Here is an 18471-nt window from a genome sequence, read left to right on the forward strand (position 1 = left end):
AAGAAAATGGAAATTTATTTCATTATTTTGTTAATTCAACAATTAACATTGAAAAACAAAAAATAATAACTAAGCAAATAAAAAATAATATAAAGGTTTTTAATCACTTACTAAATAAACTATAAATTTCTTTTTGAGGTCTTAAGTTAATTTGATTTTCCTTTTGCATAACTACTTTATTTTTTTTATTTCATTTTAAGTAAAAAATCATTAATATAAGAGCTAATAAAGCAAATATTAATCCACATAATAAACCAATTTCAATACCTGTCACTAATTAAAATCTCCATAAATTTTTACACCCTTAACAACACGATTAACTTCACCACTTGGACAAGGATTGTCTGGATTTATATTAACAGCTACTGAAGTATTTACTGCTAATAGCTGAGCAAATAAAATATAATATATACCAATTATTATTTCATTTAAATCATTTGTATCTAAATTTAAATAAAACTTTGTAAATTTTTCAAGATTTACATCATGTTTATTATCTAAAATAACAAGTTGTTTTATTTTTTTATCATTAGAAATTTCTGAAATTAAATCAAATTCATATTTTCTTGAATATTCATCTTTACTCATTAAAAAAATAATTGTTGTATTTTCATTTAAAATTGATTTTGGTCCATGTCTAAAAGCAAGTATTCCATTATAAAATGCTGGAATAATTCCTTGAGTAAGTTCTAAAAGTTTTAAATATGATTCAATTGCAATACCTTTAAACTCCCCACTTCCCAAATATACTACTCTATCATTTACTTGTAAATTTAAGTTTTTTATTGAATTGTTAAGTTTAAATAATATTTTGTCAAATCTACAAATTGCATTTTCAATTTGATCAAAACAATTTTGATTTACAAGTTGAGATAAAAATAATAAAGCTGCAATTGTCATTCCTGAATAACTTGAAGTCATTGCAAAACCTTCATCATTTGATTCTTTAGGTAGTAAAAATAATTCACTATTTGCTGTTTCTTTTGCTTTTTTTGCCAAAACACCGTTTTGATTACAAGTTATAACTAAATTAAAAATATTATTTACAAATTGATTTGCAATATCAAAAGTTGCAGTTGATTCAGGTGAATTTCCACTTCTTGCAAAAGAAATTAGTAAGGTTTTATCATTTGGATTTAAATAATTTTTTGGATTAGAAACTATATCTGTTGTTGGTATTGAAACTATATTTAATCCTTTTTTAAAAAAATATGGGCAAAGTGCATCACCAATAAATTGACTAGTTCCAGCACCAGTTAAAATTATTTTATAATCTTTGAACTTACTAATGAAATTTTGATAAAAATCCAAATTTTCTTTAAATTGATCACTAATTTGACTTCATATAATTGCTTGTTGTTGAATTTCTTTTGATGTTTTAAAATCATCAATATTTATTTTATTACTCATTTTTAATTCTCCTTTGAAAATACAATATTTAAATACTCTATTTTTTCAGTTATTAAACCTTTTGCTTTTTGATCTGTAATTAAATTATTAATGTCATTAACACTAATTAATTGATTTATTCCTTCATTTACAAATTTTGAAGAATCAACAAGAAGATTTTTAACAGTAGAACGCTTTAAAACTTCTATTAAAACATCTAATTCTGGTGCAAAATCATCATAGATATTTCCTTCATAATCAATTGAATAGCAGCTAAAAAATGCATTTGAGAATTTTATTCCTTCTAAATATTTTTTAGTATCTCTGTTATAAAAAACTTGAGACTTTTCTTTAAAAATACCACCAAGTAAAAAAACATCTTTTATATTTTTATTATTTCAAGCTGATAAAAAAACAGGAAAAGAATTTGTTACTAAAACTTTTATTTTTTTATCTATTTTTTTAACAAAATGTTCAATAGTTGTTCCAGGAGCACAAAAAATTACATCATTTTCTTTTAATAATTTTATAGCTTCATTTGCAATAGCTACTTTTTTGTACAATTCTTTTTGAGCTTTTTCTATTCTTCCAATTTCTAATTCGTTTTCTACTTTTGAAATAATTCCCCCAAAAGTTAAAGTTATTTTGTCTTCTTTTTCTAATTCTTTTAGATCTCTTCGTGCAGTACTTTCATTTATTCCATTACTTTGAGCATATTCCAAAAAGTCCTTTGAAGACATAAAGTTTTTTTCCACAATTTTTTGTAGAAGAATTTCTTTTCTTTTTAACTTATGCATATAACCTCCATTCACAAATATTATAGACATTTTTTGAAATAATTTGAAATAATTTGAATTATTAAAAATAAAATATAAAAAGCATATTTAAAAATATGCTTTTTATATTTTAAATGTTATATTAAACAATTGTAAATAAAATTATTAAACCAATTCCAATAATAATTAAAGTTGAAAAAGACTTCTTACTATTAATTTAGTATAAAAATTTTTATTTTCTTTTGAAATAACAAAATCCTTTGTAAATTCTGTTTTTTGTTTCAATTTTTTTTCAAAAAATAATAAAAGTAAAATTGAAATAAAAATTATTAAAATACCCAAAATCATTAAAATACCCAAAATCATTAAAATAATTCTAGTCATTTTTTTTGTTTTTTTCAAAATTCAATTAAATTATATGCAAGGTCTTTTAATAAAAGTGTTGTCATTAAGTGATCTTGACCATGAATTATAGTCAAAGTTATTTCATTATATTCTTCTTTTGCTTCTTCAAACAACATATCTGCTTGACTTCTATGTGCTTGATTTAGCAATTCTTCTGCTTCTTTCATTAACTCATCAATTTTTTCAAAATCATTATTTTTTGCATTATTTATACATTCCATAATTAAACTTCTTGCTTCACCTGCATATGCTACTAATTCTAAACCTTTAATGTTATTTCTCTTTTTTTTGACATATTTTTTACCTTCTACTCTGTCATTCATTTATAGATTTATTATAATAAATTTTTTTCTACATTATCTAAAAGTTTATCTAAATCAACTTTAGTATCTAATCTATCTTGTTTAGTCTTTTCCAATCATCAATAAGCTAAAAGTTTTTCATATCTCTTTTGATTTTCAAAATCTACATAAAATAGACCATATCTCTTATTATATCCATTAGTTCAATTAAACATATCCATATGACTTCATAAATAATAATGCTCTATTTTTTCACCTTCATCAATTAATTTTTGAATTATATCAAAGTGTTCTTGAATATAATCAATTTTTTCATAATCTTTAATAAAAGGAGTTTTTTTATATCTTCTAAATCACCAAAACCATTTTCTGTAATAGAAATTGGTTTTTTACAATTAAATTTTTCTGAAATTCATTTAACAACTATATATAAACCTTTTGGATAAATTGTTCAATCTCAATTTGTGGTTTTTACATCCGGTCTAAATACTACTTTTCATAAACCAGGAATATTAAATTTAGATTTTCCTTTATCACCTGTTGAATTTACAGAAAAGTCTATTATTTCATCAACTTTTTCTACAAAATTTGTAAAGTAATAATTTATTCCAATTCAATCAATTTGTTTTGAAGATTTTTTAATAATATTCAAATCTTCTTTTTGAGGTTTAAATGTGAAATCATATAATTCTAAAACAGAATTAATTAAATTAAGTGCTTCTTCAGAGTATTCCCCAGAACAAATTGGCTCAACAAAACTTCAATTTGTAATTGAATTAGTTCTATTTGAAGCTAAAATATCTTCTTTTTTTCTGTATTAGGAACAAAAGGACAAATATTTAACGGTATTCCTATCTCCCGTTTATATTTTTTTTCTTTAAATAAATTAACAGTTTTAGAATGAGCTAATACCATATTATATTGTTGTTTAAAAAAATGACCATATTCAAGTGTAAAGAAAGGTGGTAATGCAGCTTTAATATTTTTTTGTTCAGAATAAGCATTTATTTCATTAATTGTTGATCAATATTTTATTTCTTTAAATTCATTAAAACAAAAATCAGCGAATTTTACAAAATCATCAATATTTGTTTTAGAAAGAAAATCTCCTTTTTCAACAAATCATTGTGGAGAATCAAAATGATGCAAAGTAACATTTGGTTCAATTCCTTTTTCCTACATAGATTTAAAAAAGTTATGATAATGCTCTACTGCTTTTTATTAATTTCTGTTGAATTTGAAGGAAAAATTCTAGATCATGCAATAGAAACTCTTAAAACTTCAATTCCATATTTTTTGGCTAATTCAAAATCAGTGTTATATACTTTATAAAATTCACTTGTTGGTTCAGGACTATATTTTGCAATTGACTTATTATTTAATAATACATCATCTCAAATACACTTACCTCTTCCACCAGTATTTAAATTTTTTTCACATTGAAATGCAACTGTTGCTGTTCCAAATTTAAAATTTTTCATATTATTTTTTCTCCTTTTAATTTAAATTTAAACCTTCTAATATTTTTTTATAAGTAACTTTTTTATCTTTAATCATTTCAATAAATTCTGTTCCTTTAGTTTGATGAACAGTTAATTTAGTTTGTGTTTTTGCAAGATCCATTAAATCTTTTTCAATTGATCTTGCTTGAGGTGAAATAATTACAAGATCTGTTTCTGCAATATAAACTGAATAATTTTCAATTGAACAAGCTTTTGCATTTATTTTGTATTCAGATTCTTTAAAAACTTGATTAATTGTTTCAGCAAGCATTGCGCTTGTTCCTGCACCCATACAGATAACTAAAATTTCATATGTTTTCTTTGTAGAATTGTCTTCTTTATTAATTTGTTTTGTTTCAATAATTATTTCATCATTGTTTAAATTATTTTTTAATTGTTGTTTTTTATTTTTAATTTCTAAATGAATTTTTTTTCTAAAAAATAAATCGCCTAAATATTGAATTCCATTTCTAAAATCTACAAACTCTTTTTCTTTAGTTGCTTGACTTAATTCTTTTTTGTAATATACACTATCTTGTAAAATTAAAAATGGTGAGTACATTCCAAAACTTATTAAAATTCAAATTAATGGTAAAATAAACGATTCTCATTGGAAACCAGTACTTAACGGTAATGCAAAGAAAGTTGGCATACTTCAAGGCATTGCAATATAACTAGAATTCATATTTAAAACTTCAACAAAAAAACTCCTAGTAAACTATTAAATATTGGTGTTAATAAAAAGGAAATTGCCATCAATGGATTTAGAATTGTTGGAATTCCAAATAAAACTGGTTCATTTACTTGAAACATTATTGGAATTATTGCAACTAAACCAATTGATTTAAGTTGTTTTGATTTACAAAATAAAATTATTGCTAAAGGAACAGCTATTTGAGCTCCAGTTCCCCCCATTGAAAATGCTCCCATTTTAAATGGATCAGTGCATAAATTTGATGCATGTTCTCCTTGATTAACTAAAACAATATTTTCTTCTAATCCTAGTGCAGCTAGAGTATCTGTTATTCCACTTCAAACAGAAGTATAAATACCTAAAAATCATGTTAATGACAATACAAAAGCTCATATAACAAAAAATCAATTACTATTTGCCCCTTTTAATAAAGGAGTTAATCAATTAAATAGAACATTTAAAAAGGAATCTCCTAAAAAAATGCAAATAAAAATCCAAAAACTCCAAATACAATTATTACAAATAATAAAGAAAAAATATTTAAAAATGCTTGTGATATATTTTGAGGAACTTGTTTTGGTAATCTAATTATAATATTAAATTTATAACACAAATAAAAAAACCAAGGTACTATTGTTCCACAAATTATTGATATAAAAATCCCTTTTACACCAAAAATACTAAATAGTATGTTAAAAAAGCTACCATCTTTTGAATGTCCTACAGAAATTAAAAAATAAGCTATATATGTTGAAAAGGCATTAATGATAATATTCATTTTTTTGCTTGCTTCAAGTTTTGAATTTATTTTTTCAGACATTCTAGAGGAAATCGCAATACATAAACATGCACCCAACAAACCATATGATAAATTATACAATCTTAAACAAAAAGCTTTAAAATCATTATATCAACTATCAGCAGATGGTTTATAGCCAAATGAAATAGGTAACTCTGCTATCAATATAAATAAAGTTGAAGCTATTATAATAGGCATAACAAGTATAAAACTTTCCATAATTGAGGCTACAAATTTATTTTGAGAAATTTTTTGTGCTAAATTTATTCCTTTTTGTCCAAATTTTTTAAATAAGTTTTCAACTTTTCTTTTTTCTTTTATCATTTTATACTCCTTTAAAGAAATAAAAATTAAATTATTATACTTTTCATAATAGAATTCATCATTTCATTTTTTAATTTCTTTATCAAAAATAGTATCACTATAATCATTTTTAATTAATTCATTAATTTTATTAATAACAGCATCATTTTTACCTTCATATTTTGTATTAATAAAAGATTCAATAATTTAATACATTAATCCAAGCCCTATTATTCTTCCCCCAAATCCAACAATATTTGCTTCATAATTTTTACGTGCATCTACAGCTGAAATAACATCTTTTGTTAAAATTACTCTAGCGCCCTTTACTTTTTGTGCCCCATTTGAAATTCCAACACCTGTTCCACAAATTACTATTCTGAAATCTGCTTCATGTTTAACAACTTTATTAGCAACTCTTTGTCCAAAAATTGGATAATGAGTTCTTGTAAAATCAAATGTACCACAATCTATTACTTCAATTTTATCTCTTTTTAACATTTCAATTATTTTATCTTTGATATCAGTTACTATGTGATCACAACCAATTGCAATTTTCATTATTCACCCTCCAATAAATTATTTAACATATTAATTCTTACTAAATGTCTTCTTGCTTCAAAATTAGCATTTAAATATGAATCAATTATTTCCACCATATTTTTTTTGCAATAATTTTGTAACCTAAAGATAAAACATTTGGATTATTATGTTGAATTGTCATTCTTGATGAATGAAAATCTGAAATTTGAGCAACCACAATTCCTTTATTTTTAGCCATTATTAAAAATGGTAATGTTCCATAATCATCAATAAAAATAACTCTATTAATTTCATTTGTTTAAATTTCTTTAACTAATTGTTTATAAACTTCAAAAATATCATCAATTTCAATAAAATTTATTTTAAAATTATTGTTTTTAATATTTTCAATTAAATAATCTTTGTAACATTTATTAATATTTTTATCAAATAATATTTTTATTTTTTCCATTTTGTATCTCCATTAATATAATACAACAAAATGATAAAACAATAAAAAAAATGATAATAAATTATCATTTTATATCAATATGTGATTTTATATTTTCAAACTCTTTTTTTATAATTTCTTCATTAGTTAAAAATAAATCTATTTTTGAACTATCTACAATTTTGCTACCTGAAGGTGTAGGATTAAATTTTGAACTATCTACTAAGCAAATTACATTATTTGAATTTTTTATTACTAATTTAATTAATTCAGCTTCATCATCATTGTTATTATATAAGAAAAAATTTTTATCAATATTTGTAACAGTTATAAATGATTGAGAAAATCTCAAATCCTCAACAGTTTTGTTTGCAATTGGACCACATAATGCACTTGACTGAAGTCTAAGTTTTCCACCAATTATTACTACTCTGTGAATATTTTTATTTGAATTTGCAAGTCTTGCTATTTCAAAACCATTTGTATATACAATTTTTATTGGTCTGTCGATATTCTTAACAAAATTTTCCATTGTTGTTCCAGCACTTATAAAAATTTCATCAGCATTAAGTTCTTTTACAGCTAATTTTGCAATATTATTTTTTTCTTCTTTATTTTTTGCTTGTTTTTCAATTCTTGTTGTTTCATATTCTTTATTTTCAACTAATTTAATTAAGCCCAATTCCTGATAGATATAATTTAAATTTATTAATTCTTTTAGATCTCTTCTTGCAGTTATTAAAGGTATATTTTCTAACTCTGCTAAATTTAAATATGCTTTCATACTTATATCTTTTTCTTCTTTAAAGAAATCAATATATTTTTTAAACCTTATATGCTTTTCAATTTTCATATATTCACCTTTTTCGTTCACTTATATTTAATCATATTTTATAAAAAATAATAAAAAATTATCACTTTTTATCAAAATTTATGATAGTTTTAAAGTGAGGTGAATATATGAAAACTAAATTAAAAGAAGAATTATTAAAAGCAAAGCAAGGTAAATATGCTATTCCTGCTTTTAATTTTGATAATTTAGAAATGATGAAGGGAATAATTGAAGCAGCAGAAGAAGAAAAATCTCCTGTAATTCTAATGGTTACAGAGAGTGCTGCAAAATATATGGGAATTGATTATGTATTTAGTTTTGCATTAACTGCAACAAATAATGCAAATATTCCTGTTATATTACATTGAGATCATGGTTTTGATATTGATTTAATTAAAAAAGCAGTTGATGCTGGTTTTTCAAGTGTAATGCTTGATTCTTCATTAAAACCTTTTGAAGAAAATGTAAAAGAAACTATTGAAATAGTAAATTATGCTCATTCAAAAGGTGTTCAAGTTGAATCAGAAATTGGACATGTTGGGGGAAAAGAAGATGATAGAAACTCTGATTCTAAAGGTTATACTGATGTAAATGAAGCAATTGAGTTTGAAAAATTAACAAAAATTGATGCTTTGGCAATTGCAATTGGTACAAGTCACGGTTTATTTAAAGGACAAGTTAAACTACAATTTGATTTACTAAAAGAAATTGAATCAAAAGTATCAGCTCCCCTTGTAATTCACGGCTCAAGTCAAGTGCCACTTGAAGATTTACAAAAAACTATAAGTTTAGGAATTACAAAAATAAATATTGGAACAGATTTAAAAATGGCTTGTGCAAATGGTTTAAAACATTGATTTGAAAAAAATCCACAAGGATTTGATGCAAGAAAATATGGAAAAGAAGCAATTGAGTTTGTAAAAAAAGAAGCCAAAATTAAAATCAGAGCATTTGGTTCAAATAATAAAGCTTAAAGAAACTAGTAAATTAATTTTTTCCTTCTAAATAAATTAACAATAAAATTTAAATAAATAAAAAATAACCTATTTGAAAAAAATTTACAAAATATTTTTCTAGGTTATTTTTTAACAAAATTTATTCTATATTAATTATTTTTAAACTATCCATTGAAAGTAACATTTCTTCAATTAGCTCTAATGATGCTATTTTATCTGAATAAGCAGTTGCACTTCCACAAACTATTCCCATTTTAAGAGCTTTAGTATAGTCTTTTGTTTTTATATATTCACTTAAAAATCCACCAAGCATACTATCACCAGCACCTGCTGCATTAACTAATTGTTTATTTCAATTACCAATACTACACTTTTGTGTAATTTCTTTATTTAAGAAAATAGCACCTTCATCTCCCATTGAAATTAAAATGTTTTGAACACCTTTATCTAATAATTGTTTAGCTGCTTTTAATATATCATTTTGATTTTTTATTTCTGAACCTGTTGTTATAGACAATTCTTCTATATTAGGTTTTATTAAAAATGGTCTTTTTTCAATGGCATATTTTAAGGAATCACCGAATGCATCAATAACACAATGTGCATTTAAAGAATTTGTTAATTCTGCAATTTGTGCATAAATTTTATTATTAACTCCTGTTGGAATACTTCCTGTGGCAATAACATAATCATTTGTTGATACATTTTCTTTTAAATATTGCATCAGTTTTTCTAATTCTGAATTTTCAATTTCTGAGCTAGTTACACTACATTCAGTCTGATTTTGATCAATCAATTTTAAATTTATTCTAATTTCTCCGAGGGAATTAAATTTTTTATATTTAATTTTCATCAAATCTAAATTTTTATAAAAGAATTTTTCAAAATCACCATTTGAAAAAATAATTGATTCATTTTTTACTTTTAAATTATTTAGTAACATTGAAATATGAATTCCTTTTCCTGCAGGATACATTTCAACATTATTCGGTCTATTTGTTTTATTCATTTTAAGTTCATCAAATTTTAAAATATAATCAATTGCTGGACTTAATGAAATAATATATATATTATTTGCCATACTTAACCTTTCTCAATTTATATTTTTTATTAAAACATTAAATTGCTTTTGCTTTAATTAAATTTTCTTTAATTTCTAAGTAATGAATATCATCAAAATATTGATTTTTAAATTCTTTTAATTTTTTTTCTTTTACTTTTTCAATTTGATTTAAATTTTTTTCAATATCTACATAATATTTGTTAGTTTCAATTTCTAAGTTTTTCTGACTATCTGAAATTATTTTATTTAATTCACTAACTTGATTTTTTAGTGTTTCAATTTTTTCTAATTTGTAATTATTTTTTTCAGACTCTAAAATTAATAAATTTCCCTTTTCAGTTTTGAAACTAATGTTTGTATTTAAAAGTTTTTGTCCCTTATTAAATAATGAAGCGTTTTTTTCTTCTCTTAACTCTAAAAATCTATTTATTGTATATTCTAAGTTTGTTTTTTTTACAGTCAATTTATAATGTTTTTTTGTAACTTGATTTAATTCTTTTAAAAGTTTTACATTATTTTTAAGTTCTAAATAAATTTTATTTAATTCAATTTGTCTTTCAGTTTTTACTTCTTTCAACATATTTAATAAATCTTTTGTTAATTTAGAATTTTTAACATCATTTCTTAAATTTAAAATAAAATTAATTATTAATGGTTCTAAAGATTTATTTAATTTAATTACTTGAACTTTATTTTTTTCAAGTTCTTTAATTAACTCTTCTTTATCAACTTTTTTATTATTACTTTTTTTAATTAATTTAATTGTATTTCTTGCAGAAAAATCAATTTGACCAATTAAAAATTCTTGTTTTGCTAATTTTAAAGTTGTTTTTAATGCTAAACTTTTTTCTGTTTTTTCTTCTTTTCAGAATAAATAAGTAACTAAAATTCCCAAACCAAATGAAGCTAAATCAATTAAGATTGCAGCTACTAAGTCATCAGTATAAGCTAAAAACCCAACAATTCCACCAAGACCTGCTAAATTATCTAAACTTACATTGAAAATTCCAATTAATCATCCACCAATTCCACCTGCTAAAACACCTGTTAAAAATGGAATTCCTTTTGGTAAGTTAACCCCATATATACAAGATTCAGTTGGACCAGAAATTAAACCTGGTAAAGCAGCTGCAAATGCAGCAGATCTATCAATTATTTTTCTTGATTTAATACCAACAGCAATAGTCGCTCCCATTTGTGCTCATGCTGCTGCAAAAGCAGCTGCTAAAAATAATGAAGGAGTTCCTTCTTTTAAACTAGCAACAGCTGCAAAGAATAGGATATTGTGTACTCCTAAAACAACTAAAGGTTGTCATGTTAAACCAACTATTAAAGTTCCAAGCCCTATTGGCATATTCATAAATCAATCAAATGCAGTTAATAAAGCATTTTCTACAACACCCATAATTGGTCCCATTATAAAGAATGCTAATAATCCACCAACAAATAAAGTTAGAAATGGATTTAATAAAAAGTTTGCTACTGGGTGAAAATATCTTTCCATTGATTTTTGTGCATATGCAATTATTACACCCATTGCAATAAATACTAAGATTGTTGAATAAAATGGCTTAATTACTATTTCTCAACTACCAAGTTTTATTAAATCAATTCCAGCTTCTGGAATAATTGGTGAAACCATTATTAATGCAAGCGCTATTGCAATTGGAGTTTTACCTCCCAAATATCTAACAGTAGATCACATAGCAACTACACCCATCATTTTAAATCCAGTTGAAGCAATAACGTTTAGAACATAATCAAAAATATTATAATCTATTCCTAATTGTGATCCATCAGCTGCTGGATCAGATGCAACTCCACTTCTTATTAATAATTGTTGTAAAGCCATAATTAACCCAACACCAATTAAGAATGGAATTAATGGTCCAAAAATTGCAGAAACCGATTTTATAAATTTTCTTCAAATTGAAACATTATTTTCTTGAATTTGTGCTTTCACATTAAAATCTGTATTATTTTTATTATTATTTTGGACTTCACTTTTAAGATTGTTCTTAAATAAAGCAGTTATTTGAGATACCTCAGGACCAATAATTAATTGTAATTCACCATTTGATCATAAAGCACCTTTAATATTTGATATAGTTTTTAAATCATTTATGTTTGCAGCATCTTGATTATGTAAAGTTAATCTCATTCTTGTTGCACAATGATATACATCTTTTACATTTTCAGGGCCACCAACTTTATCGAAAATATTTTGAACTAATACTTCTTGCTTTTCAATTTTGCCCATTGAATATAATTTCCTTTCTACATAAATTGTTTTATGTTAGAAGAATGATTTAAAATCTAACTAAAACAATTTAAGCGTAAATAAATTTTCCTTTAAAGTCAGAGGGAGATTCTTTACTTATAAGAGCAGTTTCTTTTTTTACATCAACCTTAATTCTGTTTTTTGAATAAAATTTTGTTGGATCCATCAAAATATATGATTGTTCTGAATTTTTAATTACTTTTTCTTTAATCATAGCTTCTTGAATATTTGTTGTATAAAACTCATTATTATCATAATTGTTCATACCAACAAATGCTTTATCAAAGTAAAAATTATCAATGAATTTTAAAGATAATTCACCAGCTGTTGCATGTGTTGAAGGAATAATTGTTCCACCAACTAAACAGACTTCCATATCTTGTTCTATTAATTCTAATGCAATAGAATAACCATTTGTTACTACTGAAATTTTTTTATTGACTAAATATTTAATCATTTGTTTTGTTGATGTACCTGTATCTATAAAAATTAGGTCACCATTTTCAATTAATTCTGCAGCTTTTCTTGCAATTTTATCTTTAAATTCAATATTCACTTTTTCTTTTTCCTCATCAAAGTGTTCTTGCATACGTTTTGAAGAATTTTGCAATGATTTTGCACCACCATAAACCTTAATAATTTTTCCTTCATTATGAAGTTCATTTACATCTGTTATTATTGTTTGAATGGTAGAATTTGTTAACTCAGACAATGTTATATTTTTAACAAAACCTTTTTCATTAATTATGTTAATGATTTTTTCTCTTCGTTCATTTTTTAGCAAAGAATATTCCTCCTTCTTTTATAATACAATATATTTTAAAAAAGTTTAAAATTATTTAAAATAAATTAAAATAAGTTTAAAAAAGTTTAAAAAATATAGTAATATAAATTTGTAATATACAATTATTATAAGGAGAAATTTTATGAAAACTAAATTAAAAGAAGAATTATTAAAAGCAAAGAAAGGTAAATATGCAATTCCTGCTTTTAATTTTGATAATTTAGAAATGATGAAAGGAATAATTGAAGCAGCAGAAGAAGAAAAATCTCCTGTAATTCTAATGGTTACAGAGAGTGCTGCAAAATATATGGGAATTGATTATGTATTTAGTTTTGCATTAACTGCAACAAATAATGCAAATATTCCTGTTATATTACATTGAGATCATGGTTTTGATATTGATTTAATTAAAAAAGCAGTTAATGCTGGTTTTTCAAGTGTAATGCTTGATTCTTCATTAAAACCTTTTGAAGAAAATGTAAAAGAAACTATTGAAATAGTAAATTATGCTCACTCAAAAGGTGTTCAAGTTGAATCAGAAATTGGACATGTTGGGGGAAAAGAAGATGATAGAAACTCTGATTCTAAAGGTTATACTGATGTAAATGAAGCAATTGAATTTGAAAAATTAACAAAAATTGATGCTTTGGCAATTGCAATTGGTACAAGTCATGGTTTATTTAAAGAAGAATTTAAACTACAATTTGATTTACTAAAAGAAATTGAATCAAAAGTATCAACTCCCCTTGTACTTCATGGCTCAAGTCAAGTGCCACTTGAAGATTTACAAAAAGCTATAAGCTTAGGAATTACAAAAATAAATATTGGAACAGATTTAAAAATGGCTTGTGCAAATGGTTTAAAACATTGATTTGAAAAAAATCCACAAGGTTTTGATGCAAGAAAATATGGAAAAGAAGCAATTGAGTTTGTAAAAAGAGAAGCCAAAATTAAAATCAGAGCATTTGGTTCAAATAATAAAACTTAAAAAAAGCCTTTTAAAAGGCTTTTTTTATTTATATAAATTTATTTTTTTACACTTTCTTTATCTTCAAGTGCTTTATTTATTGATTCCATATTTATTGGTAGTTTAATTAAATTTAATATTGGATTTGTAAGACCAATAAAATATAAGAAAACCCAATTTATTTCTTTTAAAGATTTTGTTGCAAACACAATTGAATTTTCATCTTCATCATAATTGAAACTTTTAATGTTTTTTTCTGCTAAAAATGCTCTAAATTTTGGAACATCAAACTTTTGATCTAAGAATAATTTATATTTATTGTATATATTTAATTCTAATTGTGAACCTTCAAAAATTTTTTTGCCATCTTCAAGAATAATATAGTCATCAATAATATTTGAAATTTCATCAATATTGTGTGCTGTAATAATTACAGTTTTACCTTGTTTTTTATAATCATATAATAAATTTTTAATTTTATTTCTTCAATAAGAATCTAAATTTGCACCTGGTTCATCTAATATAATAATTTCTGTTCTTTTAATAAAACATAATATTAAATTCATTCTATTTTTCATTCCTCATGAGAAATTTTTAACTTTTTTTGTTCTATCTTCTCAAAGATCAAAATATTTCATTCAATATTCTATTTCTTCTTTTATTTCATTTTTATCTAAATTAAATGATAAACAAATTAATTTTAAAAAATTATAAGCTGAAATATCATATAATGAAAAATCCATTTGTGTATAAAATCCAAATAATGTATTTTGTAGATATGATCTACTTTTTCTACGATTTTCTTCATTAAAAATAATATCTCCTTTATATTTTTTAATTGCACCAATTATTGAATTTAATATAACAGATTTTCCACTCCCACTTCTTCCACATAAAGCTGTAATTTTTCCTGTTTTAATCTCTAAGTTAATTGGACCAATTTTTGTTTTTTTAAATTTTTTCTCAAAATTTTGAAAATTTATAATTATCTTTTCCATTATACAAAGTCCTTTTTCTTATAAACATTTAAACAAATTAAATTATTGAATAGTGCAATAATTAATTGAGCAATTGCAAAATAATACGGATTTACAAAATTATTATATGTTTCTGGTTTAATTTTATTTGTTTCATCTAAGTCAAAGTAATATGTTGAATAACTTAAAAATAAATTGTGTTGTTCAGATAAAATTATATACGAATCACTTTGATTATTAAATCAAATATCATCTCATGATTCTCCTGAGTATTTTGTATAAAGTGAAAACATATTTGCAATTGAATTCAAGTAAAAAAATGTATTATATAAATTTCTTCTATTTTTATAATTAATTCATTCATTTTTTGAAGTATCAAGTGAATAGTTTGTCAAAGTTATGTAAGTTGAAGTATAGTTAATAAAATATTGTTCCAAAACTCTTATTGCAATGTATAAAGGATCATACAAGATTTCATTAAATAGTTTTTTTGCATTTGCATCTCTAATAAAACCAATTGAATTAATACCATCAACAAAGTGAAGTCTATAACCATCAACTAAATAAGTTTTTGTGTATGTTTCACTAACATTTGGATTTGATGAAAGCTTAATTTGGCCATCATCAAAATTTAATAAATCTCCATACCACTTATAATATTGATTTTGATATTCTTCAGTTGATGAAAAATCTTCAAGCAAAGCAATTGAAAAGTTATATAAATCATTTAAGACTAATTTTTTACTATCATCTGTTTGTTCATCAACTAATGTTTTTAATGACTCTAAAGTAATAAATTTATTTTTTTGAGTAATTGAAACATTTACACTATCTCCTAATTTAATACATGTATCTCCATCATTTGAATTACAAGTATCACTTCAATTTGTTGGTAATTTAGAAATTGTTAAGTTGTTTGCACTAATTAATGAATTTGTATTTTCAATAATATCAAGTTGTTCTCAAAAATTAAATCTTGCGTTAACTGTTGCTTGATTAGTTCAGTTACTATTTTCTCTTAAAAAATTATTTATAATAAAAAAATCATTAATAAACTTTGATAAATATTTATATTTTATTTTTTCATTTTTTATGTGTTCTTGTAAATCAAATGCTTTATAAATTTCTTCAATTTTTTCAACATATAAATTTCCATTAGGTGAAGTAAAATACAAGTTTTCATTTTTTTCAGAAACAGAAATAAATTGATATGGAAGACTTGCAATAAAACTTAAAGCTAAGATAAGAGTAATTATAATTGTTGTTATTTGATTTTTTAAAAACAAACTTAAGAGTGTAAAAAAATTTATTAATAAATAACTTATAAGAAATAAATAAATCATATGAACTAATGTTGCATTTAAAATCACATTAGTATTTTTTAAATTAGTTATTAAAGCAAAAATGTTTATTATTAAAAAGTTTGTTAAAATCAACATTGATACATAAGTAAACAATGCAATTGTTTGAGTCAAAAATATTTTTGAACGCGAAATAGTTTGTGTTGAAATTATATAAATAGTTTTATCTTCAATTTTAGAATACATGAAAAGAAACACTAATCTCATAATTAATATTATTCATATAATTCCAGTAATAAACAGAAAATAATAATTATAGTAAATTATAAATTGCTCACCACTTTTAATAGCTAACAAAATAAACCCAAACAAAACTGCAAGGGCTGATGCTATAAAAATTATAATGGATGATGCTTTATCAAAAAACATTAATTTGAAATCAATTTTAAACATTGTAAAAAAGCTTATAGATCTTTTTTTTAATTGTTTTTTATTGATCTGATTCAGCATAAAAAATTGCACCTTTATGACCAAATCTATATTTAAAATATCCTAAATTTACAGTTAAATCTTTTGTTGTTGTCCCATCAGAAATAAGAAGACCTTCAGTTCAATTATATACATAGCTATTAGAATTACCTTCAATTTTTAAAATATTATTTTCACCATTAATAACTATTTTTTTCAAAGACTCATTATAATCTTTTCAAAAAAATGATTTATAAGATTTTCCATTAAAATCCAAATCAAGATCACTTCACAATGGACTATTTTTAGTTGTACTTGTTGCTGCTAATGGATTATTTCTAACATTACTTTTAGTATTTTCAATAATTTTAGTTTTTTGATGAAAATCAGAAAGTAAGTTTTTTAGATAAGCTTTTGCTTTAACTGAAGTTCCTAAAACATTGTTTGAACTTATTGTTGTAATATTTGATTTATAAGTAAATGGCATTATAATTTGTCCTAAATTTATTTGATTTCCTCCAGCATAACTTAAATTTAAATTATTTAATTTAAATTGACCAAATGAATATGCTCCTGTTAAATAATTTGTAATTTCTTGAATAGATGCACTTTCGTCCACTCATAAATTTGTAAAATTATTTACAGAACTTTCAAAATTTTTATATGATTCAACATTAGTTTCTAAATTGAAAAATTGATTTCAAAGTTCATCAGTTGATTTTGTTTTAAATACTAAGTCATTAAAAACCTGTAAATCAGTATTATAAAGAAACTTATTATTTGTATGACTAAAATTATTACTTACTTTTAAATCTTCAAAAAATGAATTTGTATCATATGTTATTTCAAATTGTTCATTATCAGTATATTCTTTCATTTTTTGTAAAAGTGAATTTATATTTTTTTCAACTTTAAAAAAGCTTGTAATAGTTTCTGAAACGTCTTTCCAACTTTCATTTTCAGTAATGTTTAAATCAACATTAGAAAAATGCAATGGTGATTCTAAATCACTGTAAAATTTTTTACCTACTTCTGTTAGTCCAATTATATTTGCGATTAATTCTTCATCATCTGAAATTGTAAAAGTTCCTTTGTAATCATAATTTTCAATATTAACTGCTTGTGTGTAATATTGTCATTTAAATTTAACATTAAAACTTCCTGAATAAGTTACATTGTTATTATTATCTGTTTGTTTTTTTATAGTTATTTCTTCTCCAAAGTCATAACCAACATAAACATTACTTACCTCTGATAAAAATACTGAATAATTATTTTCTGTATTATTTTTAAATGAATCAATACTACTTGCCAAATCTTGAAGATTTGCAAAATTTTGCATATCATTTTTAAAATAGTCAATATCACTCAATGAATTAATATTTAATGTTACTTCACCATCATTTGGATTTGAATATAATTTTTCTAAATTTGATTTTTTAAAAAAATTATACTTAATTGAATTTTTTGAAGTTTCTATAAATGGAACATTATTTTTTATAAAATGTTCATCAAATTTTTTATTAATATCATTTTTTAATGAATTTAATAACTCTTGATCAACAGTAGATTGATTTGATTTTGGTTTTGTACCACAAGAAACAATTGATGTTGTAGAACTAGCAACAATTGTTCCTATTGACAATAAAAACAAAAAATTTCTCATTTTTTCCCCCTTTTTTAGTTAGCATTAACTAAT

At 23.1% G+C, this 18471-nt stretch carries 21 protein-coding genes and 2 pseudogenes; 2 read left to right on the forward strand and 21 right to left on the reverse strand.

What is annotated here, in order from left to right; translation table 4 throughout:
- Positions 1-22 precede the first annotated feature (22 nt).
- The 15 genes and pseudogenes from STAIW_RS03685 to STAIW_RS03745 all read right to left on the reverse strand — a co-directional run bounded on the left by STAIW_RS03685 (position 23) and on the right by STAIW_RS03745 (position 7996).
- A complete protein-coding gene (locus STAIW_RS03685; RefSeq protein ID WP_020834502.1) occupies positions 23-274 on the reverse strand; it encodes a hypothetical protein in 252 nt (83 codons plus the stop codon).
- Positions 274-1410, reverse strand: coding sequence for an SIS domain-containing protein (locus tag STAIW_RS03690; RefSeq protein ID WP_020834503.1), 1137 nt, complete (start codon positions 1408-1410; stop codon positions 274-276). The genes STAIW_RS03685 and STAIW_RS03690 overlap by 1 nt, the downstream gene beginning before the upstream one ends.
- 2 nt (positions 1411-1412) lie before the next feature.
- Positions 1413-2186: a DeoR/GlpR family DNA-binding transcription regulator gene (locus tag STAIW_RS03695; protein ID WP_020834504.1), complete on the reverse strand. Its 774-nt coding sequence runs from the start codon at positions 2184-2186 to the stop codon at positions 1413-1415.
- Between the two features lie 165 nt (positions 2187-2351).
- Entirely contained in the window at positions 2352-2549 is a 198-nt protein-coding gene (locus tag STAIW_RS03700; RefSeq protein WP_148285981.1) for a hypothetical protein, read from the reverse strand.
- A complete protein-coding gene (locus STAIW_RS03705) occupies positions 2531-2893 on the reverse strand; it encodes a PTS lactose/cellobiose transporter subunit IIA (protein WP_020834506.1) in 363 nt (120 codons plus the stop codon). The genes STAIW_RS03700 and STAIW_RS03705 overlap by 19 nt, the downstream gene beginning before the upstream one ends.
- A gap of 11 nt (positions 2894-2904) precedes the next feature.
- Positions 2905-3198 (reverse strand): family 1 glycosylhydrolase, encoded by a 294-nt coding sequence (locus tag STAIW_RS06695; protein ID WP_201764830.1) that lies wholly within the window; start codon positions 3196-3198, stop codon positions 2905-2907.
- Positions 3150-4021: pseudogene (locus STAIW_RS06845) on the reverse strand (family 1 glycosylhydrolase). The gene STAIW_RS06695 and the pseudogene STAIW_RS06845 overlap by 49 nt, the downstream one beginning before the upstream one ends.
- Before the next feature lie 59 nt (positions 4022-4080).
- Positions 4081-4353 (reverse strand): family 1 glycosylhydrolase, encoded by a 273-nt coding sequence (locus tag STAIW_RS06705; RefSeq protein WP_053228515.1) that lies wholly within the window; start codon positions 4351-4353, stop codon positions 4081-4083.
- Positions 4354-4369: 16 nt separating this feature from the next.
- Entirely contained in the window at positions 4370-5059 is a 690-nt protein-coding gene (locus tag STAIW_RS03725; protein WP_041618876.1) for a PTS sugar transporter subunit IIB, read from the reverse strand.
- A gap of 2 nt (positions 5060-5061) precedes the next feature.
- Positions 5062-5448: a PTS transporter subunit EIIC gene (locus STAIW_RS03730; protein WP_041618877.1), complete on the reverse strand. Its 387-nt coding sequence runs from the start codon at positions 5446-5448 to the stop codon at positions 5062-5064.
- Positions 5449-5540: 92 nt separating this feature from the next.
- On the reverse strand, positions 5541-6191 hold the full coding sequence (locus STAIW_RS05835; protein ID WP_063623136.1) for a PTS transporter subunit EIIC: 651 nt from the start codon (positions 6189-6191) through the stop codon (positions 5541-5543).
- A gap of 42 nt (positions 6192-6233) precedes the next feature.
- Positions 6234-6731: pseudogene (locus STAIW_RS03735) on the reverse strand (RpiB/LacA/LacB family sugar-phosphate isomerase); the annotation flags it as partial.
- 85 nt (positions 6732-6816) lie between these two features.
- On the reverse strand, positions 6817-7002 hold the full coding sequence (locus STAIW_RS06020) for an RpiB/LacA/LacB family sugar-phosphate isomerase (protein WP_084676598.1): 186 nt from the start codon (positions 7000-7002) through the stop codon (positions 6817-6819).
- A gap of 9 nt (positions 7003-7011) precedes the next feature.
- A complete protein-coding gene (locus tag STAIW_RS06240; RefSeq protein WP_020834508.1) occupies positions 7012-7164 on the reverse strand; it encodes a hypothetical protein in 153 nt (50 codons plus the stop codon).
- A 61-nt stretch (positions 7165-7225) separates the two neighbouring features.
- Complete coding sequence (locus STAIW_RS03745) at positions 7226-7996, reverse strand: DeoR/GlpR family DNA-binding transcription regulator (RefSeq protein WP_020834509.1); 771 nt, start codon at positions 7994-7996, stop codon at positions 7226-7228.
- A 107-nt stretch (positions 7997-8103) separates the two neighbouring features.
- Here STAIW_RS03745 and STAIW_RS03750 point away from each other — a divergent pair, with 107 nt between their 5' ends.
- Complete coding sequence (locus tag STAIW_RS03750; protein WP_020834510.1) at positions 8104-8949, forward strand: class II fructose-bisphosphate aldolase; 846 nt, start codon at positions 8104-8106, stop codon at positions 8947-8949.
- A gap of 121 nt (positions 8950-9070) precedes the next feature.
- Here STAIW_RS03750 and STAIW_RS03755 read toward each other — a convergent pair whose 3' ends face one another.
- The 3 genes from STAIW_RS03755 to STAIW_RS03765 form a co-directional block, all read right to left on the reverse strand.
- Complete coding sequence (locus STAIW_RS03755; protein WP_020834511.1) at positions 9071-10012, reverse strand: 1-phosphofructokinase family hexose kinase; 942 nt, start codon at positions 10010-10012, stop codon at positions 9071-9073.
- 37 nt (positions 10013-10049) lie between these two features.
- Positions 10050-12254 carry a PTS transporter subunit EIIB gene (locus tag STAIW_RS03760; protein WP_020834512.1) on the reverse strand — a complete coding sequence of 735 codons (2205 nt, stop codon included), beginning with the start codon at positions 12252-12254 and terminating at the stop codon, positions 10050-10052.
- Positions 12255-12324: 70 nt separating this feature from the next.
- Positions 12325-13059 (reverse strand): DeoR/GlpR family DNA-binding transcription regulator, encoded by a 735-nt coding sequence (locus tag STAIW_RS03765; RefSeq protein ID WP_020834513.1) that lies wholly within the window; start codon positions 13057-13059, stop codon positions 12325-12327.
- 142 nt (positions 13060-13201) lie between these two features.
- On the opposite strand from STAIW_RS03765, the gene STAIW_RS03770 reads away from it, so the two are divergent.
- The gene (locus STAIW_RS03770) at positions 13202-14047 is read left to right on the forward strand and encodes a class II fructose-bisphosphate aldolase (RefSeq protein ID WP_020834514.1); all 846 of its coding nucleotides are present in this window, start codon (positions 13202-13204) and stop codon (positions 14045-14047) included.
- A 38-nt stretch (positions 14048-14085) separates the two neighbouring features.
- Here the strand turns inward: STAIW_RS03770 and STAIW_RS05840 are convergent, their stop codons facing one another.
- From STAIW_RS05840 to STAIW_RS03785, 3 genes are all read right to left on the reverse strand, one after another.
- Entirely contained in the window at positions 14086-15024 is a 939-nt protein-coding gene (locus STAIW_RS05840) for an ATP-binding cassette domain-containing protein (RefSeq protein ID WP_063623138.1), read from the reverse strand.
- Positions 15024-16733: a hypothetical protein gene (locus STAIW_RS03780; protein ID WP_148285983.1), complete on the reverse strand. Its 1710-nt coding sequence runs from the start codon at positions 16731-16733 to the stop codon at positions 15024-15026. Before STAIW_RS03780 ends, STAIW_RS05840 begins: the two co-directional genes overlap by 1 nt.
- Before the next feature lie 61 nt (positions 16734-16794).
- Positions 16795-18438: a hypothetical protein gene (locus tag STAIW_RS03785; RefSeq protein WP_020834516.1), complete on the reverse strand. Its 1644-nt coding sequence runs from the start codon at positions 18436-18438 to the stop codon at positions 16795-16797.
- Positions 18439-18471: the final 33 nt, after the last annotated feature.

The organism is Spiroplasma taiwanense CT-1 (assembly GCF_000439435.1).
Lineage (GTDB): Bacteria > Bacillota_I > Bacilli_A > Mycoplasmatales > Mycoplasmataceae > Spiroplasma_A > Spiroplasma_A taiwanense.